Origin of the sequence: Pseudonocardia sp. (assembly GCF_025465255.1) — a bacterium.
Taxonomy (GTDB): Bacteria; Actinomycetota; Actinomycetes; order Mycobacteriales; family Pseudonocardiaceae; genus Pseudonocardia.
In genome coordinates, this window is sequence record NZ_JAODNI010000050.1 from 1 (window position 1) to 22,882 (window position 22,882).

Below are 22,882 nucleotides of genomic sequence, written 5' to 3' on the forward strand. Positions count from 1 at the left end.
CCCGTCGACCTGTGTGGTGACCCCGCAGGGCAGATCCTTCTCCCCCGCCCTGCAGCGCGAGTTCGCCACCCACACGACGTCCGTCGGGGAGATCGACGCCGGTCACGGCCCGATGCTCGCGAAGCCGGCGGAGCTGGCGGCGGCGATCGCCGTCGCGGCCGGGTAGCGCCTCAGGACCCCCCGATCTCCTCGCGGAGCCTGAACTTCTGGATCTTGCCGCTCGCGGTTCTCGGAAGCTCGGGAAGGATCTCGAGTCGTTCGGGCCAGTACTGCCGGGCCACGCCCTTCTCCGCGAGGAAGTCCCGCATCCCGACGAACGTGAGCTCCTGGCCCGCGGCGGGCACGACGCACGCGCACGCGCGCTCCTGCAGCCGCGGGTCCGGCAGCCCGACGACCGCGACCTCGGCGATCCCGGGGTGCTCGTAGAGGACGTTCTCGACGTACACGACGGGGATGTTCTCCCCACCCCGGATGATCACGTCCTTGGTGCGGCCGGAGATGCTCAGGTAGCCGTCCGCGTCGATCGTGGCCAGGTCGCCGGTGTCGAACCACTCGCCGTCGAAGCTCTCGCGGGCCATCTCCAGCCGCTCGGCGTAGCCGACGAACAGGAACGGGCCGGTGACCTGAAGCCGCCCTTCCGTGCCCGGCGGGACCTCGGTGCCCTCGGGGTCGACGGCCCGGATGCGCATGCCGGGCCACGGATAGCCGTCGGTGTCGATCAGCTTGTCGTCGGGGTCTCCCGGGATGCCGAGGGTGACCAGCGCGTCCTCGCTCTGCCCCCAGCCGCCTAGCACCACCAGATCCGGCAGCTTCTCCCGCGCCTGCCGGACGATCGCCCGCGGGATCGGCGCGCCCATGCAGCAGAAGCGCGTGAGCGACGAGAGGTCGTGCTCCGCGAGGTTCGGCGCGTTCAGGGTGTCGTGCAGGAACGGCGTGGCGGCCGAGGTGTAGGTGATGCGGTGCTCCTCGACGAGCTCGACGAACCGGGACGGGTCCCACACGTCCTGCAGGATCGTCGTCGCACCGTTCTGCACCGCGAGCCGCGCGCCGTAGAGGAACCCGGTGAGGTGCGCGAGCGTCGAGGCCATGTGGAACACGGTGTCCGCGGTGATCCCCAGGCGTTCCGGCAGCGGGTCGTTCGCCGCAACGGCCGTGTTGTGGGTGTGCATGACGCCCTTGGGCTCGCCGGTGGTGCCCGAGGTGAAGATCAGCAGCGTGACGTCGTCCGGGTCCGGCCGCAGGTCGGCCAGCTCGGCGGGGTCCCGGCGCTCCTCCCACGACGTCGCCGCGAACTCGTCCCACGACCCGCCCACGACCAGCACGTGCTCCAGCGCCGGCCAGTCGTCGCGCAGTTTGTCGACCATGCCGGCGTGGTCGAACCCGCGGAACGTGCTCGGCACCACGATGACCTTGGACCTCGCCAGCCCGACCATGAAGCCGAGCTCACGCTCGCGGTAGATCGGGATGAGCGGGTTGCTGATGGCGCCGATGCGGCTCGCCGCGTAGTGCACGACGATCCACTCGATCCAGTTCGGCAGCTGGAAGGACACCACGTCGCCCGGGCCGACGCCGAGTTCGCGCAGGCCGAGGGCGCACCGGTCGACCTCGCGGCGCAGCTCGCCGTAGGTCACGCGGCGCCGGGGATCGACGAACGCGACCTTGTCCGGCGCGGCCGCGGCGGCCTCGTCCAGGAAGTCCGTGATCACCCGGTCCCGCCAGTAGCCGGCGTACCGCGCCTTCTGCTCGTCGGTGAGGATCATCTCGAACGCCATCGTTCTCCTCGCTAACTCATGGTGAGGCCGCCGCTGACGCTGACGGTCTGGCCGGTGATGTACGAGGCCTCGTCCGAGGCGAAGAACGCGACCATGCCGGCGAGGTCCGCGGGCTGGGCCAGCCGCCGGAACGGGATCGCCCTGGTCAGCCCCTCGCGGAGCTTCGGGTTGTCCCCGCCCATGGAGGCGAAGAGCGCCGTGTCCGTCGGGCCCGGGCACACGACGTTGGCCCGGACCTGGTGGCGCGCCATCTCGCGCGCGATCGTCTTGGTGAAGGCGATGACGCCGCCCTTCGCCGCCGAGTACACGGCCTCCCCGGACGAGCCGACCCGGCCCGCGTCCGACGCCAGGTTGACCACGGCTCCGTAGCCCTGCTCGGCCATGATCGGCAGGACCGCCTTGCACGTGTGCAGGACGCCGTAGAGGTTGATCGCGATGACCCGGTCCCAATCCGCCGGGTCCGAGTCCACGAACGGGCTCGACCTGTCCCAGCCGGCGTTGTTGACCAGCACGTCGATCCGGCCGAACTGCGCGTGCACCTGCTCGACGAGGGCGTTCACCGAGTCCCGGTCCGTCACGTCCGCGCGGACACCGACCCCGCCGATCGTGTCCGCCGTCTCCTTCGCCGTGGTCTCGTTGATGTCCGACACGACGACCGTGGCGCCCTCGGCCGCGAGCTTCTCGGCGATGGCGCGGCCGATGCCCTGACCGGCGCCGGTCACGATGGCGATCTTGTCCTGGAGCGTGGGCATGTCTCTCCTGTTCAGGGGGCGAGCTCGCGGCCCAGGCGCTGCCGGGCGATCACGAGCTTCATGATCTGGGCGGTGCCGTCACCGATCTGCAGGCCGAGCACGTCCCGGAGCCGCTGCTCGATCGGCAGCTCGGTCCGGTAGCCGTACTGACCGTGCAGCAGGAGGCACTGGTTGATGACGTCGTAGGCGGTCTTCGGCGCCCACCACTTGCACATCGCGGCCTGCGAGGTGTGCGGCAGCCCGGCGTCCTTGAGCCACAACGTCTGGTGGCACAGCAGCCGCGCCGCGCTCAACAGTGTCTCGGCCTCGGCCAGCGGAAAGGCGACGCCCTGGTTCGTGCTCAACGGCCGGTCGAACGCCTCGCGCTCGCCGACGTAGCGCCACGTCTCGTCGAGGGTCTGCTGGGCCGAGCCCAGGCACTGCAGCCCGATCAGCGCGCGGCTGAAGTCGAAGCCCTGCATGACCTGGCTGAACCCGCGTGCCTCGGCGCCGAGCAGATGGTCGGCCGGGATCCGGACGCCGTCGAGGTGGACGGCGCCGCGGCCGACGGCCCTCGTCCCCATGTCCGAGTACGCCTCACGGCTGACGCCGGCCAGGTCCAGGGGCACGAGGAAGGCAGAGATGTCCTTGCCCCGCTTCTCCGACGGCCCGGTGCGCGCGAAGACCACCACCGCCGAGGCGTCGGCGGCGAACGACAGGGACTTGACGCCGTCGAGCACGTAGGAGTCGCCGTCGCGGCGGGCGGTCAGTCTCGGCATCCCGGCGTCCGAGCCCGCGTGCGGTTCGGTGAGCCCGATGCCGACGATCTCCTCGCCGCCGCAGATCTTCGGCACCCAGTGCTGCGCGAGCTCCGGCCGGGCGTTGCCGGTGATGATCTGCGCGACGAGCGAGCCGACGACCTGCAGGTACGCGACGTTGATGTCCCCGCGGCCGATCTCCTCGGTGATCATCCCGCTGGTCAACCGGTCGACCCCCTGCCCGCCCAGCTCGACGGGGATCTCCGGCGCGATCAGGCCCAGCCCGCCGATCTCCCGGCGCAGCTCCGGCTCGATCCGGCCGTCCCGCTCGCGGGCCGCGTACCCCGGGAGCAGCTTCTTCTCCGCGATCGTCCGGGCCCGCTCGCAGTACCTGTCCTGGACGTCGGTGCGCTCGAAGTCCACACCGGCCTCAGTGGGAGACGACGTGCTTGGCGAACTCGGGCGGGCGCTTCTCGGCGAACGCCGCGGCGCCCTCCCGGCCCTCGGCGGAGTCGGTGAACAGGTTCAGGGCGGACATCGCGAGGTTGCTGAGCCCGGCCTGGTGGTCGGTGTCCGCGTTGAAGGACTGCTTGAGGAACCGGATCGCCGTCGGGCTCTTCTCCGCGACCTCGGCGGCCCAGCGCTTCGCCTCGTCCATCAGCTCGGCTGCGGGCACGACGGCGTTGACCAGGCCCATCCGCTCGGCCTCCTCCGCGCTGTACTGGCGGCACCAGAACCAGATCTCGCGCGCCTTCTTCTCCCCGACGACCCGGGCCAGGTAGGCGGTGCCGAACCCAGCGTCGAACGAGCCGACCTTCGGGCCGGTCTGGCCGAACCGCGCGGTGTCCGCGGCGATGGAGACGTCGCACAGCACGTGCAGCACGTGCCCGCCGCCGATCGCGAGGCCGTTCACGGCCGCGATCACCGGCTTGGGGATGTCCCGGATCAGCTTGTGCAGGTAGCCGATCTCGAACATGCCGCTCTCGGTGGGCCCGTAGTCCCCGGTCTCCGCGCGCTGCTTCACGTCGCCGCCGGTGCAGAACGCCTTGTCCCCCGCGCCGGTCAGGATGATCGCGTGGACCCTGTCGTCCGCCCACGCCGAGCGGAAGGCCTTGATCAGCTCGTCGACCGTGCGGCCGCGGAAGGCGTTGTAGCGCTGCGGCCGGTTCATCGTGATCACGGCGGCGGGGCCGTCGATCTCGTAGGTGATGTCCTCGTAGTCCTGTGCCACGTCGTCGGCCCCTTCGTCGTTCGGTACGCGACCCACCGTGCAGAACTTTGACCCTGAAGTCAATAGCTGAATCGCGAGCCGAAGTAGTACCCTGCGGTGAAATCGCGGACGAGAGGGGCCGGCGATGGGCACGCACCAGGCTGTCGGCGACGAACCCGTCAGCCGGATCGAGCGCAAGCGGGGGCGGCGGATCCAGGAGATCCTGACCGCGGCGGCGGAGCTCTTCGGCGAGCGCGGCTACGCCGCGGTGAGCCTGGAGGACGTGGCGGAACGGCTCGACGTCACGAAGGGCTCGCTCTACTACTACTTCGCCAGCAAGGACGCCCTGGGCACGGCCGCGATCGAGACCCTCGGCAACGAGTGGACGTCGCGGCTGGAGAACCTGCCCGCCGCCCGGGCCGGTTCGCCGGCGGACCGGCTGCGCGCCCTGCTCCGCGAGCACACCACCATCGCCGTCCGCGAGTACCCGGCGGCCCTGGGCCTGTTCCTCGTGCCGCGGGAGTGGCCGCAGGACCAGAAGGAGCGGATCAAGGAGCTGCGCGGGCGCCACGACGGGCTGTTCCGCCGGGTCGTGGAGGAGGGCGTGGCCACGGGCGAGTTCCGGGTGACGGACGTGGGCACGGTCCTGCAGTGCATGCACGCTTCGATGTCGCAGGCCCCGGTGTGGTGCGAAGGGCTCGGCGGCACGGCCCTCGACGAGGCGATCGACCGGCTGGCGGACACGCTGATGATGTTGGTCGTCCGGGAGCCCTGAACCGGGCCGGGCGGCACCTCGCACGGGCACGCGTCCCCGGACGTCGTGGTCGGTGCGACAGGGTCGAGGCGATGCCGTGCCCGGTGGCCTGCACCGACACCCGGGGAGGTCCGGCACGTCGACCCCGGCCACCACGCCGACCTGTTCTGGGCCGTCGGCGGCGGCAAGGGCGACTTCGGCATCGTCACGGACATCGAGTTCGACCTGGTGCCGGTCGCCCGCTTCCACGGCGGGGCGGTCTTCTTCCCGCCCGTGAGCACGGCGGACGTCCTGCACGCCTGGCGCGAGTGGGCGCCGAACCTGCCCGAGGACACCACCACGTCCGTCGCCCTGCTGCGGCTCCCGCCGGACCCCGCCCTCCCCGAGCCGATACGCGGACAGTTCGTGGTCAGCCTGCGCTTCACCCACCTCGGGACCGCCGAGGAGGGCGCCGCCCTGCTCGCGCCGATGCGTGCCGTCGCCACGCCGCTGATGGACCGCGTCGGCCGGATCTTCGCCGAGGACGACCGCGCCCGCCTGCTGGAGATCCGCGACCGGCACGACCCGGCGGGCACCTTCGCCACCAACATCGTCATCGGCTGACCGCCCGACCCGATGATGCCCCGCCGCGCACCCCGCGGCCGGGCATCATCGACACCATGACCGACCGCTCCGAACGCATCGTCGACACGCTCGTCACCGCGTTCGACGACCTGATGGCCGCGGACCCCGCGGCCTTCCGCACGAAGTTCCGGAAGATGGCCGCGGACCCGTTCGCGTTCTACCGGGGCAGCGCCTGCCTCTTCTACGCCGACGTCGCGGAGCGGGACGACCCGTGGGCGGACGAGCGCACGAGCCGGGTCTGGATCCAGGGCGACCTGCACGCCGAGAACTTCGGCACCTACATGGACGGCGACGGCGTCCTGATCTTCGACGTCAACGACTTCGACGAGGCCTACGTCGGCCACTTCACCTGGGACGTCACCCGGTTCGCGGCCAGCCTGGCGCTGCTGGGCTGGCGCAAGGCGATCTCGGACGCGGACATCTCGGGCCTGGTCGAGAGCTACGTCCGCGCCTACCTCGACCAGGTCCGCTGGTTCGTCGAGACGACGGACGACCGCAGCTTCGCCCTGCGCCTGGACACCACGGACGGGCCGGTGCACCAGGTCCTCGAGCTCGCGAAGCTGCGCACCCGCGTCGCGCTGCTGGACCGGCTCACCGAGACCGAGGGCTTCGACCGGATCCTGCGCGACGGCCCGGGTCTGCGCCGCCTCGACGACGCGGAGCGGGCGAAGGTCACCGAGGCGTTCGCCCGGTACGTCGAGACGATCCCGGAGGGCAAGCGCTACCGCGGCGTCACGTACTCGATCAAGGACGTGGCCGGGAAGTCCGGGTTCGGGATCGGCAGCGCGGGGCTGCCCGCGTACACGGTGCTGGTCGAGGGCTTCAACCAGGCGCTGGACAACGACGTCGTGGTCTCCATGAAGCAGGGCAACGTCGCCGCGCCGTCCCGGGTGGTGACCGATCCGGGGCTCGCCCGGCACTTCGACCACCACGGCCACCGCACCGCGGTCTCCCAGCGCGCCCTGCAGGCCCACGCGGACCGGATGCTCGGCTGGACGGACCTCGACGGCGTCGGGTTCGTCGTCAGCGAGATCTCGCCGTACGAGGCGGACCTGGACTGGTCCGAGCTCACCGAGCCGGACGAGATCGGCCCGGTCGTGGAGTATCTCGGCCGGGCGACGGCGAAGGTGCACTGCGTCGCGGACTCGGACGCGGACCACTCGCTCGTCGACTTCCAGACCGAGGACGCGATCACCCGCGTCGTCACCGGTCGGGAGGACGAGTTCGTGGCGTGGGTCGTCGACTTCGCCCACAGCTACGCCGCGCAGGTCCGGGGGGACCACGCCCTGTTCGTCGACGCGTTCCGGGAGGGCCGGGTTCCGGGCGTGTCGGCGAGCGGCTGAAACGCGGTCACTCCCCCAGGTTGTCGCGAAGCTGCGCGCCCTGCTTGCGGAGCACCCGCTGCACGTCCCGCGCCGGGACGTGGCGGGGCTGTCGCCCGGTCTTGGCGGCGAGCGCCGCACAGACGCCGGCCGCCTGGCCCGTCGCCATGCTCACCGGCGTGATCCGGTACGACGAGTGCGCAACGTGGGTGCCCGAGATGCAGCGGCCGGCGACGAGCAGGTCGTCGACGTCGCCGGGCAGGAGGCAGCGCAGCGGGATGTCGAAGGACTCCCCCTGCGGGAGCCGCCGCAGGAGCGTGCCGGGGCCCTCCGGGTTGTGGATGTCCACCGGGTAGGCGCACTGCGCGATGGCGTCGCCGAAGCGGCGGGCGGCGAGCACGTCATGCCCGGTGAGCTGATACTCCCCGATGAACCGCCGTGACTCCCGCACGCCGATCATGCCGCTCTGCGCCACGTACGCCTCGGCGAAGCCGGGGACCCGCTCCTGGAGGAAGCGGGCGATCTCCGCCATCTGCCGCCGGCTGACGATCTCGGCGAGGGTGAGGTCCCAGACGTCGGTGGCCTGCACCGCGGTGACGCGGGTCGAGTTGACGCTGATCTCCCGGGGGTGCGGGGTGCTGAAGAACAACATGTCCTCGCGCGGCAGCTCCAGCTCGCCGGCCACGGTGGCCTCCCGGACGAGGTCCCACAGGCCGTGGACGCCGCGCCACTGGTCGGGATGGTCGTCGACGTAGCGGGAGAACTGCGGGACCAGGACGTCGACCAGGCGGAACTGCAGCGTCATCGGCTGGGTCAGGCCGTCCTCCTCGCGGCCCACGTCGTAGGCGGCCCCGGCCGCCGCGGCCACGTCGCCGTCCCCGGTGCAGTCGACCACCACCCGCGCGTCGATCACGACCGGCCCGGACTTGGTCTCGAACACCACGCGGTGGCCGTCCGCGAGGGGAGCGGTGCCGGAGGCAAGGGAGTGGTAGAGCACCTGCACCCCGGCCTCGTCGATCATGTCCTGCATGACCTGCTTGAGCTGCTCGGGGTCGAACGGGACCGTGTAGCCGGTGTCCGGTGACGGCGGCACCGCGCCGCCGGTCGCGGTGAGCCGCGCGAGCAGGCGGCCCAGCACGCCCGCCACGACCGGGTCGCCCTCACCGTGGTCGGTGGGCAGGATCCGGGTGTCGTCGCTGATCACGGCCTGCTTGCGCTCGTTGTGGAACGACATGAGCGGCATGACGAGTGCGACCGTCGCGTTGCCGCCGAGGAAGCCGTAGCGCTCGACGAGCACGACCTCCGCACCCGCATCGGCGGCCGCCACGGCCGCCCCGAAGCCGGCTGGACCCCCACCCACGACGAGCACGTCCGTGTTGGCGGCGAGCACACCGGTCCGGGGGGGCAGCGTCACCTCGGTGCGGTGCGCGGGGCGCTGCAGCGGCGGCATCAGAAGGCTCCGTCGCGGCCGATCCCGGTCAGCGACGGCCGCGGGTCGAGCGTGTCGAGCAGGTTCCCGAGCCGCTTCCGGGTGAGCTGGGCGCTCTCGGTCAGCCGCGCCACCCGCCGCCGCACGACGCCCAGCCGCTCGGGCCGCTCGTCCCACAGCCGGTCCAGCTCCGCCAGCAACGGCCCGGCGTGCTCCCGCCGCACGCCGCGCAACGCGGGGACGCCGGCGGCGCAGGCGAAGTCGAAGACCTTGCCCGCGTAGGGCAGCGGCAGGAACGGCACCCCGGCCATCGCCGCGAAGATCAGGAAGTGCAGCCGCATCCCGACCACGAGGTGCAGGTGGTCCATCAGCCCGAGCACCTCGCCGGGCTGGTACGGACCGTGCAGGATGCGACCGCGGCTCGGATCGGTCATCCGGGCCAGCACCCCGTGGGAGTGCCGGAGGTCGTCCTCCTCCATCGGCAGGAAGACCACCTGTGCGTCCAGCCGGTGCACCAGGAAGTCCGACACCACCGCCAGCAGGGCGTGGTAGCCGTCCTCGTCGAGGAACTCGGCGGCGCGCCCCGGCTCGCGCACGGAGACGCCGACCAGCCGGACGTCGGAGGAGATCCCGCCCCGGTCCAGCCGTTCCCGGGGGAACCGGATCGGCTGCAGGAGCAGCGCCGGATCCGCGGTCACGCTGATCTCGGCGTCGACCCCCGCCTCCTCCAGCACCTTCTTGGAGCCACCGTCGCGGACGAGGAGGTCCGCCACACCGTCCAGGGCGTTGCGGACCAGCGCGCAGTCCCCCGGATCGTGCAGTGGTCCGGCGCCGACGGCGTGCACGAACACCGGCACGCCGGCGGCGTGTGCGGCCTGTACGACCCGCAGGTAGCGGCTGCACTCGCCGTCGTAGAGGATCCCGCCTCCGCCGAGCACGAGCAGGTTCAGCCCGGCCACGGCCTCGGCGACCCGCCGGCGGTCGGCCTGCTCCAGGCACACCACCTCATCGGGCCGGTGGTGCAGCAGGGTGTGCTCAGCGCTGCGGCTGAATACGACGATCCGCACCTGCGGCCGCAACTCGCGCACCCCGGCGAGCACCGAGGTGAGGATCGCCTCGTCACCGACGTTGAGCCCGCCGTACGAGCCGATCACGCCGACGGTGAGGACGGGGTCGAGCCCCGGCGCGCGCGCAGTTCCCGTCGCGAAGTCCCCCGCCTCGAGGCGCCCGCCCGGCGGGAACGGGCCGCTCACCTCGCGGAGCCCATCTCGTCGAGGTCATGGGAGGCGAGGACCGGCTGGGCGCGGGTCTCGGCGCGAGTGCCACGGCGAGGTGGCGCTGAGGGACGTCGGGGCATGGACTCCTCCTGCCGGGAAAGGGGCTGTGCACACCATCGTGACGAGCCCGCGAGCCGCCCGGCGCGCTCTGACAGGGGGAACTTCGCCCGCCGATTCGCCCTGGGGGGTCGGGATGGTCGGGTGGGTCGAAGTGCCCAGGGTGCGACGCGAATCTCCCGGCGCGACGCCCCGGCCCCCCGGCGCCGCCGTGCCCGGATCCGAAATCGTCCCACGTCCCCGCAAAACGAATCAACCCTGACCGCTCTCGCCGGTCAGGGTTGGTATCGATCTTGTGCGCCCGAAGGGATTCGAACCCCTAACCTTCTGATCCGTAGTCAGATGCTCTATCCGTTGAGCTACGGGCGCATGCGTTGTTCAGTTGTACCGACTTGCGAGTCCGACCCGGGAGTCGGCCTCGTCGGCGCGGAGGCTCCGGGATTTGAACCCGGGATGGGGGGTTACCCCAAACCGCATTAGCAGTGCGGCGCCATAGACCAGACTAGGCGAAGCCTCCCGGGGCCAGTCTCGGCCGCCAGCGATGCCAAGACTACACAAGCCCGTCGAGCCATTTCACCGGGGTCGGCCGAATGCCGTCGTCGCTGATCAACGCAGGTGTGAGTCGAACCAGTTGAGCATCCGCTGCCAGGCGTCCTCGGCGGAACCGGGCTCGGAGTCGAAGCGGTGCCCGGACTCGGGGTAGGTGACTAGGTTCGTCGCGACGCCGGCCCCGTCCGCGGCGTCCTTCAACTGCTCCAGCGCCGGGTCCTCGCTGCCGTCCGCAGGTTCGCCGTAGATGCCCAACCAGGGGCAGGTGACCTCCGCCGCGGCGCTGACGAGTGACGGGAAGGAGTCCGACAGCGGCTCGGTGGTCCCGGTCCCGCCGACGGTCACCGCGGCGCCCAGGGTGCGGCTCGCCGCCACGAGCAGCGCGACGGTGCCGCCCAAATCGAAGCCGATGACGCCCATCCGGTCGGGGGTGACGTCGTGCTCGGCGAGCCAGCCGAACGCGGTGTCGGTGTCCGCCATGACCTGCTCGCCGTCGAGCCGGCGGACCTGGTCGGCGACCTGCTCGTCGCTCGCGTCCAGCTCGTCGGCGCCGTCGCGGTGGTACAGGTGCGGCGCAACGGTGAGCCAACCGTCTCCCGCGATGCCCGACACGAGGCGGCGCACGGCGTCGGTGACGCCGCGTGCCTCGTGGAGCACGACGACGCCGCCACGCACGGGGCCGTCGGGCTGGGCGACGGTGAGCCGGAGTTCGCTGCCGTCGACCAGCGGGACGGTCTCGGTGCGGATCTCGGTCATGCCCGCAGCCTTCCACCTCGGTGGGCGAACGCGGGGCCGGGGCCGTCTACCGTGACGGACATGACGCCGATCCGCCCCGACCTCGCCAGCCTGCCCGCCTACGTGCCCGGCCGCGCCGTGCCCGGGGCGATCAAGCTGGCGAGCAACGAGGTGCCGATCCCGCCACCGGCGCCGGTGCTGGCCGCCATCGCCGAGGCCGCCGGCGGGGGCAACCGCTACCCGGACCTCGCTGCGGTCGCGCTCACCGAGCGGCTGGCCGCGGAGCTGGGCGTCGGGACGGAGCGGATCGCCGTCGGCTGCGGTTCGGTGAGCCTCTGCCAGCAGCTGGTGCAGATCAGCTGCCGGGAGACCACGGACGAGGTGATCTTCGCCTGGCGCTCCTTCGAGGCGTACCCGATCGTCACCCAGATCGGGAACGCCCGGGCCGTCACGCCCCCGCTCGACGGGGACTTCCGCCACGACCTCGACGCGATGGCGGCCGCGGTCACGCCGAACACCCGGCTGATCTTCGTCTGCAGCCCGAACAACCCGACCGGCACCGTGGTGCACCGCGCGGAGTTCGAGCGGTTTCTCGCCGCCGTCGGACCGGACGTCCTGGTGGCGCTGGACGAGGCGTACTTCGAGTACGTGACGGACCCGGAGGCCGTCGACGGGACGCGGCTGCTCGAGGCGCACCCGAACCTCGTCGTGCTCCGCACGTTCTCCAAGGCCTACCGGCTCGCCGGGCTGCGCGTCGGGTACGCGGTCACCGCCCCGGACATCGCGACGGCGCTGCGCAAGGTCTGCGCGCCGTTCAGCATCAGCTCGGTGGCGCAGGCCGGGGCGATCGCGGCCCTCGACCACGCCTCCGAGCTGCTGGCCGCGTGCAAGGAGGTCGTCGGCGAGCGGGTCCGGGTGCGGGAGGCGCTGGTCGCGGCCGGGTACACGGTGCCGCCGACGCAGGCGAACTTCGTCTGGCTGGCGCTCGGCGAGAGGACCGCGGACTTCGCGCGGCACTGCGGCGAGCGCGAGGTGATCGTGCGGCCGTTCCACCCCGACGGCGTGCGGGTCACGGTCAGTTCCCCCGAGGAGAACGACCGGCTGCTCGAGGCGGCACTGGCGTTCGCTCCCTGAAGTACCCGCACGGGCGCACCGACCTGCGGTTCAATGGGGAGATGAGCTCGCCTCCGCCGCCCGACGGCCCCTGGGAACCGACGCAACGCTTCGGCACGGTCGAGCCGTGGGCCGACGAGCGGAACTGGGCGATGTCCGCCCACATCCTGAGCTTCATCTCGGCCTGGTTCGCGCTCGGCCTCTTCGCGCCCCTGGTCGTGCTCCTGGCCAAGGGCAACGACTCGGCGTTCGTGCGCCGCCACGCCGTCGAGTCGCTGAACTTCCAGATCAACGCCCTGTTCTACACCGTGGTGTTCTATCTGCTGATCTTCGTCGGGATCGGGCTGGTCCTGCTGCCGCTCTACGGCCTGTTCTACGTGGTGTGCGTGATCACGGCGACGGTCCGGGCGTCGTCGGGGCGGGACCACCGCTACCCGTTGACCGTCCGGTTCGTGCGGTAGAGGGCCTGGAACGACGAAGGGCCCCGGACCTGCCTGGTCCGGGGCCCTCGCGTCGTCGTGTCGGCTAGCTCTTCACGCCACGCCGGCCGTAGAGCGCGGTGGCCGCGTAGACCGCCGCCACGGCGAGCACGATCTTGATGATGAGCTCGACCCAGTCCACGCCGTTGGTCGTGGCGACGCCCAGCGCACCGGCGATCAGGTAGCCGACGATCGAGGCCACGACGCCGGCGAGGATGGTCAGCCAGATCGGGATGTCCTGCTTCCCCGGAAGGATCAGCCGTCCGAGGACACCGAGCACGAGCCCGATGATGATCGTCCAGATGATGCCCCAGAACCCGAAGTTCATCGAACCCCCTGCTGTGTGCCGGACAGAACCCCGTCGCTGTCCGTGAGGCGCCCTGCCTAACACGTCACGATCGGCGACGACAGGCCGGACAGGCGCCGCGACCGAAGTGTTATACGAAGTTCCTCGCCCGGGTGACCTGCGGTAACCCTGAGGTCCCGGCTCCGGGCGGCACCACGCGGCGGAGTGGCTGCGTTTGCTCGAGATCAGGACGGGGCATTGGATCTCAGGCGCCCCGCGGCGGTCGCCTGGTCATCGGCCGTCGCAGGACGCACGCCTGACCCCACGCGTTCACGGGAACGGCCGCTCCGGGACTCCCGGGGCGGCCGTTCCCGTCCGTCAGGGCCTTTCAGCCCTCCAGCACGTACCCCGCCCCGCGGACCGTCCGGATGCGCTCCGGGCCGATCTTGCGGCGGAGGTAGCCGATGTAGACCTGCACGAGGTTCGCCGACGCCGGCTCGCGCCAGACCTCGCGCGCCAGCCGGTCGTGCGAGATCGTCTCGCCGGGTTCGGCGAGCAGGGCGGTGAGCAGGGCGAACTCGGTGGGGGACAACGCGACCGGCTGACCGTCGACGGCCACCTCGCCGAACTCGGTGTCCACCTCCAGGTCGCCGCGGCGGAAGACGGTGTGGCCCATCGTGACGGCGAGCCGCAGGCGCAGGCGGATCCGCGCGGACAGCTCGTCGACGGCGAAGGGGCGCAGCAGGTAGTCGTCGCGTTCGCTGCGCAACTGGCCGAGCAGCGACGCGCGACGCTCGCGCGGGGTGATCGCGACGACCGGGACGCCGGGCGCCTCGGAGTGCACGGCCGCGAGGACCGCGGCATGGTCGGGCCCGGGCAGCTCGACGTCGAGCACCAGCAGCGCGGGGTGCTGGGCGCGCACGGCGTCGAGCACGGCGATGCCGTCGGTGATCAGATCGACGCGCATGTTCTCCGCACGGAGACTGCGCAGGACGGAGGCCGACGCCGCGGTGGGGGGCAGCGCCAGCAGGACGGGGGCGTACGGGGGCACGGACGATCGGGCCGACGCCTGTGTCGGTACGAGCGCGGACGGTCCCCCCGGGGGAGCGACGGGGAGCATCGGGGACAGCATGTCGTCACCGACCACCGGTCACAATCAGCTAACGGTCGAACGGGCCCGCCGGACACGATGAGCGGTCCGACCTGAGAGCTCGATTACTCCGAAAGGCCTAAAGATCGACTCGGGTCGGCAGAGGTTGTCACGCTCCGGCGCCGAGAACGACCTGTCGGCGCGGCTGCGCAACCACTCCTCTCAGGAAGGGTGAGTGATCGCTACTAGGCAACTTAGGGTTCCCCACCATGCGACGGAAACCCTCCGCTGCTGAGGAACGGATCGACCCGATGGAACTGGTCGCCCGGATCTCCGCAGAGCACAGCTCCCCGCCTGTGCACCCGGGACGACATAGACGTGGCTCCCCCGGAGCCCCACCGTCGCCCGTCGGGTCCCCCCCGATCCCCCCGATGCGCCGCCTCCCCGAGGCTCCCCCGGCGCCCGGCGGACACGACGCCCCCCCTCCCCCGACGGACGAGTTCCCCGCGATCGACCTCCCCGCACAGGACCTCCCCACGCACGACCGGCTCCCCGCCACCGACCTCTCCGTGCACGACCCGCTTCCCACCACCGTCGCACTCCTCCCGGACGCCGAGCTCCCCCTGGCCGCCGAGGACGCTGCGCACGAGGACGACCCCGAGCAGGCCGCCCGGAACCGGACGCCCGGTCGCACCGCAACCCGGCCGTCGCGCCGTCGCGGTTCGTCCCACCCCCGTTCGCGCGCCGTGCGGGACGCCGAGGGCACGCTCGTCGAGGCGGACCACTCGCCGACGCACCGGTCCTCGCTGCGCCGGCTCGCGCCGCTGGCCGTCGGGGCCGCGGCCGTGCTGGTCGCGACCGTCGTCCTGACGTTCGCCGGCCCGTCGGACGAGGGCCCGGACCTCGCGGCCGCGCTCGTCTCCTCGGACACCGCGCAGGCACGGCAGGACACGACGACCGCCGCGCCGCCCACGAGCACCGCGCAGGACGCGATCGGCTCGTCCGCGCTGGCGGACGCCGCGAAGGCCGCGCGTGAGCGCGCCACGACCACGACGCGCCCGCCCGCCCGCACGAACGCGCCCGCCACCGGCTCCGGCCGCGCGGCCACCAATCGGCCAGTGGCGCCCGTCTCTGCCGGCGACGGCATCCAGGCGGCCATGGCCAAGGGGTGGCAGCTCGTCGGCGGCGACGAGTTCAACGGCGGCCTGAGCGACCGCTGGGGCACGTACGACGGCGCCGGACACGCCGGGAACGGGCGTCGCACCCCGGACGCGGTCAGCGTCCGGAACGGCTCGCTCGTGATCCGCGGTGACTCGGACGGCAACACCGGCGGCATGGCCTGGGACACCGGCCAGCGGTACGGCAAGTGGGAGATGCGGGCGAAGTTCCCGGCCGGGGACAAGCAGTACCACCCGGTGCTGATCCTGTGGCCGACGGACATGTCGTGGCCCGAGGGCGGCGAGGTCGACTTCGCGGAGACGAACAGCGCCGCGGACGGCGTGTCGTTCTTCCTGCACTACAGCTCGTCGAACCAGCAGAAGTCCGCGAAGACGCCCCTCGACATCACGCAGTGGCACAACTACGCGGTCGAGTGGACGCCGGACGCGGTGCGCGGCTTCATCGACGGCAAGCAGGTCTTCGAGAGCACGGCCGGGAACACCCTGCCCCCGGGGAAGATGCACCCGACGATCCAGCTCGACTACTTCCCGGACGGCGGCTCCCCTGCGCCGACCGAGATGTTCGTGGACTGGATGCGCGTCTACAGGTGAGGGTGACGAGTGCGGCCACCGGGCGCTGCGGGGGGCGGCACCCGCCGTCACCACTCCTGGTTCGCGGGCAGGCGGGCGGTGACCCAGTCCGACACCGGGGTCGACACCTGATGCCAGAGCGCCGGGGCGCTCCAGTCCGCACCGGACGTCGCCCGCCAGAGGACGAGGCCGGCGGCCGCCAGGGCGAGCAGGACCGACACCGCCAGGACGGCGCTCCCCCGCCGGGCCCACCGGCGCCGACGGGTGCGGGCGGCGTTCGCGGCCCAGTCCACCGTGACGCGCTCCCGCGCGCGTTGGATCGGGATCCACTCGGTCGGCGTCTCGTCGACGTGGACGGGATCCACGTGCGAGGTGGGGGCGGTCGTCGAGGTCATGTCGTGCTCCGTTGCCCGTGCGGTCGTACCTCCTACTCGGAGGGCGAGGGCGCCGCGTTAACGCCGCTCGGCGATCTCGGCGCAGGTCAGGAGCGGCGATCGGCAACGTCCGGTTCCGGGGCGGGGCACGCCCGCGTGCGCGGGTAACGGATCACCAGGCTCGCCTCGACGTCCTCGGGGCCGACGGCGGCGTAACCGTGCGGCACGTCCGCCGACCACTCGCCGTACCCGCCGGCCGTCACCTCCCGGGAGGCGTTCGGCGGGCCGAACTGCAGGGTCCCGGCGAAGACGGTCACGTGTTCGGTGACCCCCACGTGGTGCGCGGGTGAGGTCTGCGCGGCTCCGGCGGGGATCCGCATCCGGAAGAGCTCGTAGGTGACCGGGCCGTCGTCGAAGACCTTCAGCAGTTCCATGTGGACGGCCGCGCCGCGGATCCGGCCGCCGGTCGGCGACGTGGATCCCGGGACACCGGAGACGATCGCGGTGAGCGGCAGGCCGAGGGCGGCCGCGACCGAGTGCAGCGTGTCGAGCGTCGGGTTGCGGGTGCCGGCCTCGAGACCCGAGAGGGTCGCCTTCCCCACGGACGCGCGCCGCGCCAGCGCGGAGAGGGACAGGCCGCGCTCTTCCCGCAACGCCCGCACCCGGGGACCGACGTGGCCCGACCCGTCCGGGAGCGCGGGCTCGGCCGTGTCCCGTGCTCCGGCGAGGTCGTTTGCTCCGGCGGCATCCACGCGGATATCGTCCCGCATCGACGTTCGTTCCGTTTACGGAACACGCTGGAGCGACGGGAGTGCTCGTGAGAGGCGTGGCGCGGCCGGTGCTGGCCGGCGTGGTGACGGCGCTGGTCGGATTCGGCGGCGCGTTCACCGTGGTGCTCACCGGCCTGCGTGCGGCGGGGGCGAGCGAGGGCCAGGCCGCGTCCGGGCTGCTCACGGTGTGTCTCGCGTCCGGGGTCGTGGCCGTCGTGCTCGGGCTGCGGACGCGGCAGCCGATCAGCATCGCCTGGTCGACGCCCGGCGCCGCGCTGCTGATCTCCGCGGAGACCCCGGCCGGCGGGTTCGCGGCGGCGGAGGGGGCGTTCCTGCTGTGCGGGGCGCTGATCGTCGTCGCGGGGCTGGTCCGGCCACTCGGACGGCTGATCGCGACCATCCCGGCCCCGCTCGCATCGGCGATGCTCGCCGGCGTGCTCCTCGACCTGTGCCTGGCCCCCGTCCGGGCCCTGCACGACGTCCCGCTCGTCGCCGCGCCGGTGATCGTCGTCTGGGCGCTGCTGGCCCGCTTCGCGCGGCCGTGGGCGGTGCCGGGGGCGCTCGTCGTCGCGGTCGCCGGGATCGCGCTGACCGGCTCGGGGCTGTCCGGGGTGGCCGTCGCCCCGCGACTGGAGTGGACGGCACCGACCTTCGACGCCGCGACGCTCGTCAGCATCGGGCTGCCGCTGTTCCTGGTCACGATGGCCTCGCAGAACGTCCCGGGGATGGCCGTCCTGGCGCAGTTCGGGTTCCGCCCGAGGCTCCGCGGCATCCTTGTCTCGACGGGCCTGGCGACGCTCGCGGGCGCCCCCTTCGGCGGGCACGCGGTGAACCTGGCCGCGATCAGCGCCGCCCTCGCCGCGGGCCCGGATGCCGGCCCGGACCCCGACCGCCGCTGGATCGCCTCGATCACCGCCGGGATCGGGCTCGCGGTCCTCGGGCTGGGCGCGGGCCTGGCGACGGCGCTCCTCCTCCTGTCGCCGCCGGTGCTGGTGGAGGCGGTCGCGGGGCTGGCGCTGCTCGGCGCTCTGGCCGCGGCGGTCTCGTCCGCGGTCGCGGAGCCGTCGGGCCGGGAGGCCGCGGTCGTCACGTTCGTGGTGACCGCCGCGGGCGTCGGCTTCGCCGGCGTCGGCTCCGCCTTCTGGGGTCTGCTCGCGGGCGGCGCGATCCTGCTCCTCCACCGCCGCCGCGAACCGGCCCCTCACGACGACCCCGCGGGGGTCAGTGTCGGCGCAGGAGCCGGGCCAGGCGGGCGTCGGAGTCCGCGAGGGCGGCACGGTCGAAGGTCGAGGAACTGGCCAGCAGCTCGTCCGCGCCGGCGCGGGTGACCAGGTCGTCGAGCTGCTCGGCGACGGCGTCCTCCGTGCCGTGGACCGTGCGCGCGATCGTGCGTTCGACGGTGGTGCGCTGACGGCCCGTCATCTCCCGGCCGGGCTCCGCGGGCTCCAGGGCCGGGAACTCGCCGGTGGTACGCGAAACGGCCATGGCCCAGGCCTCGGGCAGGGCGAGCTCCCGGGCCTCCTGTGGCGAGTCCGCGATCAGGACGTCCGTGGAGACGATCACGTACGGCTCGCCGCCGGCGGCGCGCGCCCGGGAGCGGTAGTCGTCGAGCATCGGGCCGAGCGCGTCGTCGGACAGGATCGGGCCGCCGACCACCACCGGGAGCCCGGCGTCCCCGGCGACCGCCAGGCCCTTGCCCGTGGCCAGGACGAACACCGGGACGTCCCGGTCGAGCCGGGGCCGGGCGGTGATCGGTGCGGTGCCGGAGAGGTAGGCGCGGAGCTCGGCGAGGTCGTCGGCGAACGTGTCCGTGGCGGCGGCGTGCAGAGCCCGCCGGACCGGCGGGGTGAAGCCGAGCGAACGGCCGACGCCGAGGTCGATCCGGCCCGGGAACAGCGCCTCCAGCATCGCGAACTGCTCCGCGACGACGAGCGGCCGGTGGTTCGGCAGCATCACGCCGCCGGAGCCGAGCCGGATCCGGTCCGTGCGCGCGGCCGCGGCGGCGATCAGGACGGGCGGGCTCCCGGACGCGATCCCCGGGACGGCGTGGTGCTCCGCGACCCAGAACCGGTGGTAGCCGAGCCCCTCGGCCCGGAGGGCCCGCGCGACGCTGTGCCGCAGCGTGGCGTCGTCCGGCTCGCCGGCCCGGGTACGGGACCGGTCGAGCAGGGAGAGCTTGACGTCCGGTGTCACACCCTCGTCAACGACCCCGGCGAGCCGGGGTATTTCGCGTGCCTGCGATCAGGCCAGGTTGCGGCGGACGAGGAGCGGACGGATCTCGGGGTCCCGGCCGCGGAAGGCGCGGTAGGCGTCCATCGCGTCGACGGCGCCGCCCCGGGAGAGCAGCGTGCGGCGGAAGTGGTCTCCGTTCGCCCTGCGCAGGCCGCCGTTCTCCTCGAACCATTCCACGGTGTCCGCGTCCAGGACCTCCGACCAGATGTAGGAGTAGTAGCCGGCGCTGTAGCCGCCCGCGAACACGTGGTTGAAGTACGTGCTGCGGTAGCGCGGCGGGACGAGCGGGTGCGCGATGCCGGCCTTGCGCAGCGCCTCGGCCTCGAAGGTCCGCACGTCGTCCACGGTGCCGAGGGTGCCGGCTCCCCCGACGGTGTCGTCCGCGCCGAGCGTGTGCCAGGCCTGGTCGAGCAGGGACGCCGCGAGGTACTCCGTGGTCCGGAAGCCCTCGCCGTAGCTGCGGCTCGCGAGCAGCGGCTCCAGCAGCTCGGCGGGCAGCGGCTCGCCGGTGAGATGGTGCCGCGCGTACCGGGCGAGGATCTCCGGGCGCTCCAGCCACATCTCGTTGACCTGCGACGGGAACTCCACGAAGTCCCGCGGTACGGACGTCCCGGAGAACGTCGGGTACCGGACGGCGGAGAACAGCCCGTGCAGCGCGTGCCCGAACTCGTGGAAGAGCGTCCGCACCTCGTCGATCGTCAGTAGCGCCGGCTCGCCCTCGGCCGGCTTCGAGATGTTGAGCGTGTTCATCACGACGGGCCGGGTCCCGAGCAGCCCGGACTGCGGGACCAGAGCGTTCATCCACGCCCCGCCGCGCTTGGACTCGCGGGCGAAGTAGTCCCCGCCGTAGAGCCCGAGCGGCGTGCCGTCCGCGTCGAAGACCTCCCAGAACCGGACGTCCGGGTGGTAGGTCGGCAGGTCGTGCCGCTCGTGGAACCGGATCCCGTACAGCTCCTCCGCCGCGTGGAAGACGCCGTGCTGCAGCACCCGCTCCAGCTCCAGGTAAGGACGCAGCGCGGTGGCGTCGACCTCGTAGCGCTCGCGGCGCACCTTCTCCGCGTAGAACGCCCAGTCCCACGGCTCGATCAGGTGCCCGGCGGCCTCGGCCAGCTCCGCGGCCTCGGCGTCCGCGTTCGCCATCGCCGCGGGCGCGAGGTCCGCGAGCATCGAGGCGACGGCGTCGACCGAGCCCGCCGTGTTGTCCTCGATGACGTAGGCCGCGTGGCTCGGGTGCCCCAGCAGCCCGGCCCGCTCGGCCCGCAGCGCGGCCAGCCGGAGCAAGACGTCCCGGGTGTCGTTCTCGTCCCCCGTCGCGCCCCGCCCGATCGACACCCGGTGGATCTCCTCGCGCAGCCCGCGGTCCGTCAGCGACTCCAGCACCGGCTGGCCGGTCGGGAGCACCAGCGTGATCAGGTAGCCGCTGCCGTGCCCGCGGGCCGTCGCGGCCGCCGCGGCGGCGGAGATCGCCCCGGGCGACAGCCCGTCGAGCCTGGCGACGTCCCGGACGTGCACCGCGGCGACGTTTGCCCCGGTGAGCAGGCGCGCGCTGAAGGTCGTCGAGAGCGACGAGAGCTCGGTGTTGAGCTCCCGCAGCCGCTCCTTGTCCGCGTCCCCCAGCTCGGCCCCGGCCCGCACGGCGTCCGTCTGGTGGCGCTCGAGCAGCCGGTGGGACTCGGGGTCCAGTCCCAGCTCGTCGCGCTGCGCGTGGAGCGCGGTGATCCGCGCGAAGAGCCGCGGGTCCAGCGAGATCGAGTCCGCGTGCGCGGCGAGCATCGGGGCGACGGCGGCCCGGACCTCCTCGATCCGCGGCGTCGTGTGCGCACCGGCCCGGCTGAAGAAGACCCGGGAGACTCGGGAGAGCGTCTGTCCCGAGAGCTCCAGGGCCTCGATGGTGTTCGCGAACGTCGGCGGGCCCGACCCGAGGATCGCCTCCACCTCGGCGCGCTGTTCCGCCATCCCCTGTTCGAAGGCCGGGAGGTAGTGCTCGTCGGTGATCGCCGCGAAGTCCGGGAGCCGGTACGGGAGTTCGCTCGGTGCGAGGAACGGGTTCTCGGACGCCATCGGGCCACGGTAGCCCGGCCCGCAGCCGGACGGCCGGATCACGGGCCCGACGCCCGGACCACCAGGTCCGCGGCGCGCTCGCCGATCATGATCGCGGTCGCGGCGGGCCCCCGGCGCGGGACGACCGGGAGCACGGACGTGTCCGCCACCCGCAGTCCCTCGACCCCCTTCACCCGCAGGTCCGGCTCCACCACCGAGCCCAGCGCGGCGCTCCCGCACAGGTGCACGGACGTCGTCAGGACGCCGGAGATCCACCCGTCGAGGCGGCGGTCGTTGCCGAGCACGAAACCCTCCGGCTCGCTCCGGGGCAGCCCGGCCGCGCGCAGCAGGTCCGCGGCGATCCGCACGGCCGCGCGCAGCCGCCGTCGGTCGGCCTCGGTCCGCAGGTAGTAGTAGTCCAGCCGGGGCGGGACGAGCGGATCGGCGCCGGCCAGCGTCAGGTGCCCGCGGCTCTCGGGGCGTTGCAGCGCGCACATCAGGTGCAAGTCGCCGCCGGGGAGGAACGGCCGGGCGAACAGCAGGATCTCCAGGTCCCCGGCCGGGTCCGAACCCGAATCCAGGTCGAGCGCGGCCTGCCCGGCGACGGCGTCGTCGTCGACCGCCCCGGACCCCCGGAACGGCAGGAAGACGCTCGGATGGTCCGACCAGTTCTCCCCCACGCCCGGCAGGTCGTGCCGCACCGGGACGCCGGCCGCACGCAGCGAGGCGCCCGGCCCGATCCCGCTGTGCAGCAGCAGGTAGGGCGAGCCGACCGCCCCCGCGGCGAGCACCACCTCGCCCGCGTGCACGGGCCCGTCCGTGGTCTCGACGCCGATCGCGCGGTTTCCCTGCAGCAGCACCCGCAGCACCGTCGTCCCGGCCCGGACCTCCAGCCGGCCCGCCGGCGCGGCACCCCACGGCGGCGGCAGGTACGCCGCGGCACCGCTGATCCGCACCCCGTCCGCGGCGTTCGACGGGACCAGACCCGCCCCCGGCGGCCCGCCGGCGTTCTTGTCCTCCTCCCGCGGGTAGCCGAGCGCGCTGCACGCGGCGAGGAACGCGGGCGTCGTCGGGGCGAGCAGGGGGCCCCGCGGGCGGCGGACCCGCAGCGGCCCGTCGGTTCCGTGCAGCTCACCGGAGAAGTCGAGATCGCGCTCGGAGCGCCGGTAGTACGGCAGGACGTCGTCGTAGGACCAGCCGGGTACGTCCCAGTCCGCGAAGTCCTGCGGCACCGCGCGCACGAAGTAGGCGCCGTTGATCGCGCTCGAACCGCCCACCAACCGGCCACGGGGCACGGCGACGATCCGGTCCCGGACCAGGGTGGCGGCATACGCCCAGTTCAGCGGGTGGTCCGGCGCGGTGGCCGCGAGCGAGGCGACGCGCGTGACGTCCGGCAGCGTGGACACCGGGCCGGCCTCGAGCAGCAGGACGTCGAGGTCCCCGCGCTCGGCGAGCCGCCCGGCGAGCGCGCTGCCGGACGAGCCCGCGCCGACCACCACCACGTCCACGGCTCGCACGTTTGCGAGGATGCC

At 72.9% G+C, this 22,882-nt stretch carries 21 protein-coding genes and 2 tRNA genes; 7 read left to right on the forward strand and 16 right to left on the reverse strand.

Going from position 1 to position 22,882, the window contains the following annotated elements:
• Nucleotides 1-170 precede the first annotated feature (170 nt).
• Genes JWP64_RS04950 through JWP64_RS04965 form a run of 4 tightly spaced genes read right to left on the reverse strand, consistent with a single transcriptional unit; the run spans nt 171 to nt 4,492 of the window.
• Complete coding sequence (locus tag JWP64_RS04950) at nt 171-1,772, reverse strand: AMP-binding protein (protein ID WP_297492791.1); 1,602 nt, start codon at nt 1,770-1,772, stop codon at nt 171-173.
• Between the two features lie 11 nt (nt 1,773-1,783).
• A complete protein-coding gene (locus JWP64_RS04955; protein WP_297492793.1) occupies nt 1,784-2,524 on the reverse strand; it encodes a 3-oxoacyl-ACP reductase family protein in 741 nt (246 codons plus the stop codon).
• A gap of 11 nt (nt 2,525-2,535) precedes the next feature.
• A complete protein-coding gene (locus JWP64_RS04960) occupies nt 2,536-3,684 on the reverse strand; it encodes an acyl-CoA dehydrogenase family protein (RefSeq protein ID WP_297492797.1) in 1,149 nt (382 codons plus the stop codon).
• Nucleotides 3,685-3,691: 7 nt separating this feature from the next.
• Nucleotides 3,692-4,492 carry an enoyl-CoA hydratase-related protein gene (locus JWP64_RS04965; protein ID WP_297492800.1) on the reverse strand — a complete coding sequence of 267 codons (801 nt, stop codon included), beginning with the start codon at nt 4,490-4,492 and terminating at the stop codon, nt 3,692-3,694.
• A gap of 124 nt (nt 4,493-4,616) precedes the next feature.
• On the opposite strand from JWP64_RS04965, the gene JWP64_RS04970 reads away from it, so the two are divergent.
• Genes JWP64_RS04970 through JWP64_RS04980 form a run of 3 tightly spaced genes read left to right on the forward strand, consistent with a single transcriptional unit; the run spans nt 4,617 to nt 7,192 of the window.
• On the forward strand, nt 4,617-5,246 hold the full coding sequence (locus tag JWP64_RS04970) for a TetR/AcrR family transcriptional regulator (protein ID WP_297492802.1): 630 nt from the start codon (nt 4,617-4,619) through the stop codon (nt 5,244-5,246).
• A gap of 45 nt (nt 5,247-5,291) precedes the next feature.
• On the forward strand, nt 5,292-5,828 hold the full coding sequence (locus JWP64_RS04975; RefSeq protein ID WP_297492804.1) for a hypothetical protein: 537 nt from the start codon (nt 5,292-5,294) through the stop codon (nt 5,826-5,828).
• A gap of 56 nt (nt 5,829-5,884) precedes the next feature.
• A complete protein-coding gene (locus tag JWP64_RS04980) occupies nt 5,885-7,192 on the forward strand; it encodes a DUF2252 domain-containing protein (RefSeq protein WP_297492806.1) in 1,308 nt (435 codons plus the stop codon).
• A 7-nt stretch (nt 7,193-7,199) separates the two neighbouring features.
• On the opposite strand, the gene JWP64_RS04985 is transcribed toward JWP64_RS04980, so the two are convergent.
• From JWP64_RS04985 to JWP64_RS05005, 5 genes are all read right to left on the reverse strand, one after another.
• Nucleotides 7,200-8,621, reverse strand: coding sequence for an FAD-dependent oxidoreductase (locus tag JWP64_RS04985; RefSeq protein ID WP_297492808.1), 1,422 nt, complete (start codon nt 8,619-8,621; stop codon nt 7,200-7,202).
• Nucleotides 8,621-9,853: a polysaccharide pyruvyl transferase family protein gene (locus JWP64_RS04990; RefSeq protein WP_297492811.1), complete on the reverse strand. Its 1,233-nt coding sequence runs from the start codon at nt 9,851-9,853 to the stop codon at nt 8,621-8,623. The genes JWP64_RS04985 and JWP64_RS04990 overlap by 1 nt, the downstream gene beginning before the upstream one ends.
• A gap of 377 nt (nt 9,854-10,230) precedes the next feature.
• A tRNA-Arg gene (locus JWP64_RS04995) sits at nt 10,231-10,303 on the reverse strand.
• A 58-nt stretch (nt 10,304-10,361) separates the two neighbouring features.
• Nucleotides 10,362-10,451: transfer RNA gene (locus JWP64_RS05000), tRNA-Ser, on the reverse strand.
• Between the two features lie 89 nt (nt 10,452-10,540).
• Nucleotides 10,541-11,239 (reverse strand): dienelactone hydrolase family protein, encoded by a 699-nt coding sequence (locus JWP64_RS05005; protein ID WP_297492815.1) that lies wholly within the window; start codon nt 11,237-11,239, stop codon nt 10,541-10,543.
• Nucleotides 11,240-11,299: 60 nt separating this feature from the next.
• On the opposite strand from JWP64_RS05005, the gene hisC reads away from it, so the two are divergent.
• Nucleotides 11,300-12,352: a histidinol-phosphate transaminase gene (gene hisC / locus JWP64_RS05010; RefSeq protein ID WP_297492818.1), complete on the forward strand. Its 1,053-nt coding sequence runs from the start codon at nt 11,300-11,302 to the stop codon at nt 12,350-12,352.
• A 41-nt stretch (nt 12,353-12,393) separates the two neighbouring features.
• Nucleotides 12,394-12,792, forward strand: coding sequence for a DUF4870 domain-containing protein (locus JWP64_RS05015; protein WP_297492820.1), 399 nt, complete (start codon nt 12,394-12,396; stop codon nt 12,790-12,792).
• A gap of 64 nt (nt 12,793-12,856) precedes the next feature.
• Here the strand turns inward: JWP64_RS05015 and JWP64_RS05020 are convergent, their stop codons facing one another.
• Nucleotides 12,857-13,138 (reverse strand): GlsB/YeaQ/YmgE family stress response membrane protein, encoded by a 282-nt coding sequence (locus JWP64_RS05020; protein WP_297492823.1) that lies wholly within the window; start codon nt 13,136-13,138, stop codon nt 12,857-12,859.
• A 346-nt stretch (nt 13,139-13,484) separates the two neighbouring features.
• Nucleotides 13,485-14,147: a response regulator transcription factor gene (locus JWP64_RS05025; protein ID WP_297492825.1), complete on the reverse strand. Its 663-nt coding sequence runs from the start codon at nt 14,145-14,147 to the stop codon at nt 13,485-13,487.
• Nucleotides 14,148-14,617: 470 nt separating this feature from the next.
• Here JWP64_RS05025 and JWP64_RS05030 point away from each other — a divergent pair, with 470 nt between their 5' ends.
• The gene (locus tag JWP64_RS05030) at nt 14,618-15,955 is read left to right on the forward strand and encodes a glycoside hydrolase family 16 protein (RefSeq protein ID WP_297492827.1); all 1,338 of its coding nucleotides are present in this window, start codon (nt 14,618-14,620) and stop codon (nt 15,953-15,955) included.
• 47 nt (nt 15,956-16,002) lie between these two features.
• On the opposite strand, the gene JWP64_RS05035 is transcribed toward JWP64_RS05030, so the two are convergent.
• Both JWP64_RS05035 and JWP64_RS05040 read right to left on the reverse strand, forming a co-directional pair.
• Complete coding sequence (locus JWP64_RS05035) at nt 16,003-16,329, reverse strand: hypothetical protein (RefSeq protein WP_297492829.1); 327 nt, start codon at nt 16,327-16,329, stop codon at nt 16,003-16,005.
• 86 nt (nt 16,330-16,415) lie between these two features.
• Nucleotides 16,416-17,060: an XRE family transcriptional regulator gene (locus tag JWP64_RS05040; RefSeq protein ID WP_297492832.1), complete on the reverse strand. Its 645-nt coding sequence runs from the start codon at nt 17,058-17,060 to the stop codon at nt 16,416-16,418.
• A gap of 65 nt (nt 17,061-17,125) precedes the next feature.
• Here JWP64_RS05040 and JWP64_RS05045 point away from each other — a divergent pair, with 65 nt between their 5' ends.
• On the forward strand, nt 17,126-18,406 hold the full coding sequence (locus JWP64_RS05045) for a benzoate/H(+) symporter BenE family transporter (protein WP_297492835.1): 1,281 nt from the start codon (nt 17,126-17,128) through the stop codon (nt 18,404-18,406).
• On the opposite strand, the gene JWP64_RS05050 is transcribed toward JWP64_RS05045, so the two are convergent.
• The 3 genes from JWP64_RS05050 to mftG are packed head-to-tail and all read right to left on the reverse strand — an operon-like array spanning nt 18,300 to nt 22,867.
• On the reverse strand, nt 18,300-19,271 hold the full coding sequence (locus JWP64_RS05050; protein ID WP_297492837.1) for an MsnO8 family LLM class oxidoreductase: 972 nt from the start codon (nt 19,269-19,271) through the stop codon (nt 18,300-18,302). The genes JWP64_RS05045 and JWP64_RS05050 overlap by 107 nt on opposite strands.
• A 48-nt stretch (nt 19,272-19,319) precedes the next feature.
• Nucleotides 19,320-21,371: a M3 family metallopeptidase gene (locus JWP64_RS05055; protein ID WP_297492839.1), complete on the reverse strand. Its 2,052-nt coding sequence runs from the start codon at nt 21,369-21,371 to the stop codon at nt 19,320-19,322.
• Nucleotides 21,372-21,409: 38 nt separating this feature from the next.
• Nucleotides 21,410-22,867 (reverse strand): mycofactocin system GMC family oxidoreductase MftG, encoded by a 1,458-nt coding sequence (gene mftG, locus JWP64_RS05060; RefSeq protein ID WP_297492841.1) that lies wholly within the window; start codon nt 22,865-22,867, stop codon nt 21,410-21,412.
• Nucleotides 22,868-22,882: the final 15 nt, after the last annotated feature.

Coding starts and splice junctions, on each gene's coding strand:
- JWP64_RS04950 (WP_297492791.1), bottom strand. CDS start 1,772: ATGGCGTTCGAGATGATCCTCACCGACGAGCAGAAGGCGCGGTACGCC.
- JWP64_RS04955 (WP_297492793.1), bottom strand. CDS start 2,524: ATGCCCACGCTCCAGGACAAGATCGCCATCGTGACCGGCGCCGGTCAG.
- JWP64_RS04970 (WP_297492802.1), top strand. CDS start 4,617: ATGGGCACGCACCAGGCTGTCGGCGACGAACCCGTCAGCCGGATCGAG.
- JWP64_RS04980 (WP_297492806.1), top strand. CDS start 5,885: ATGACCGACCGCTCCGAACGCATCGTCGACACGCTCGTCACCGCGTTC.
- JWP64_RS04985 (WP_297492808.1), bottom strand. CDS start 8,621: ATGCCGCCGCTGCAGCGCCCCGCGCACCGCACCGAGGTGACGCTGCCC.
- JWP64_RS05005 (WP_297492815.1), bottom strand. CDS start 11,239: ATGACCGAGATCCGCACCGAGACCGTCCCGCTGGTCGACGGCAGCGAA.
- hisC (WP_297492818.1), top strand. CDS start 11,300: ATGACGCCGATCCGCCCCGACCTCGCCAGCCTGCCCGCCTACGTGCCC.
- JWP64_RS05015 (WP_297492820.1), top strand. CDS start 12,394: ATGAGCTCGCCTCCGCCGCCCGACGGCCCCTGGGAACCGACGCAACGC.
- JWP64_RS05020 (WP_297492823.1), bottom strand. CDS start 13,138: ATGAACTTCGGGTTCTGGGGCATCATCTGGACGATCATCATCGGGCTC.
- JWP64_RS05030 (WP_297492827.1), top strand. CDS start 14,618: ATGCGCCGCCTCCCCGAGGCTCCCCCGGCGCCCGGCGGACACGACGCC.
- JWP64_RS05035 (WP_297492829.1), bottom strand. CDS start 16,329: ATGACCTCGACGACCGCCCCCACCTCGCACGTGGATCCCGTCCACGTC.
- JWP64_RS05055 (WP_297492839.1), bottom strand. CDS start 21,371: ATGGCGTCCGAGAACCCGTTCCTCGCACCGAGCGAACTCCCGTACCGG.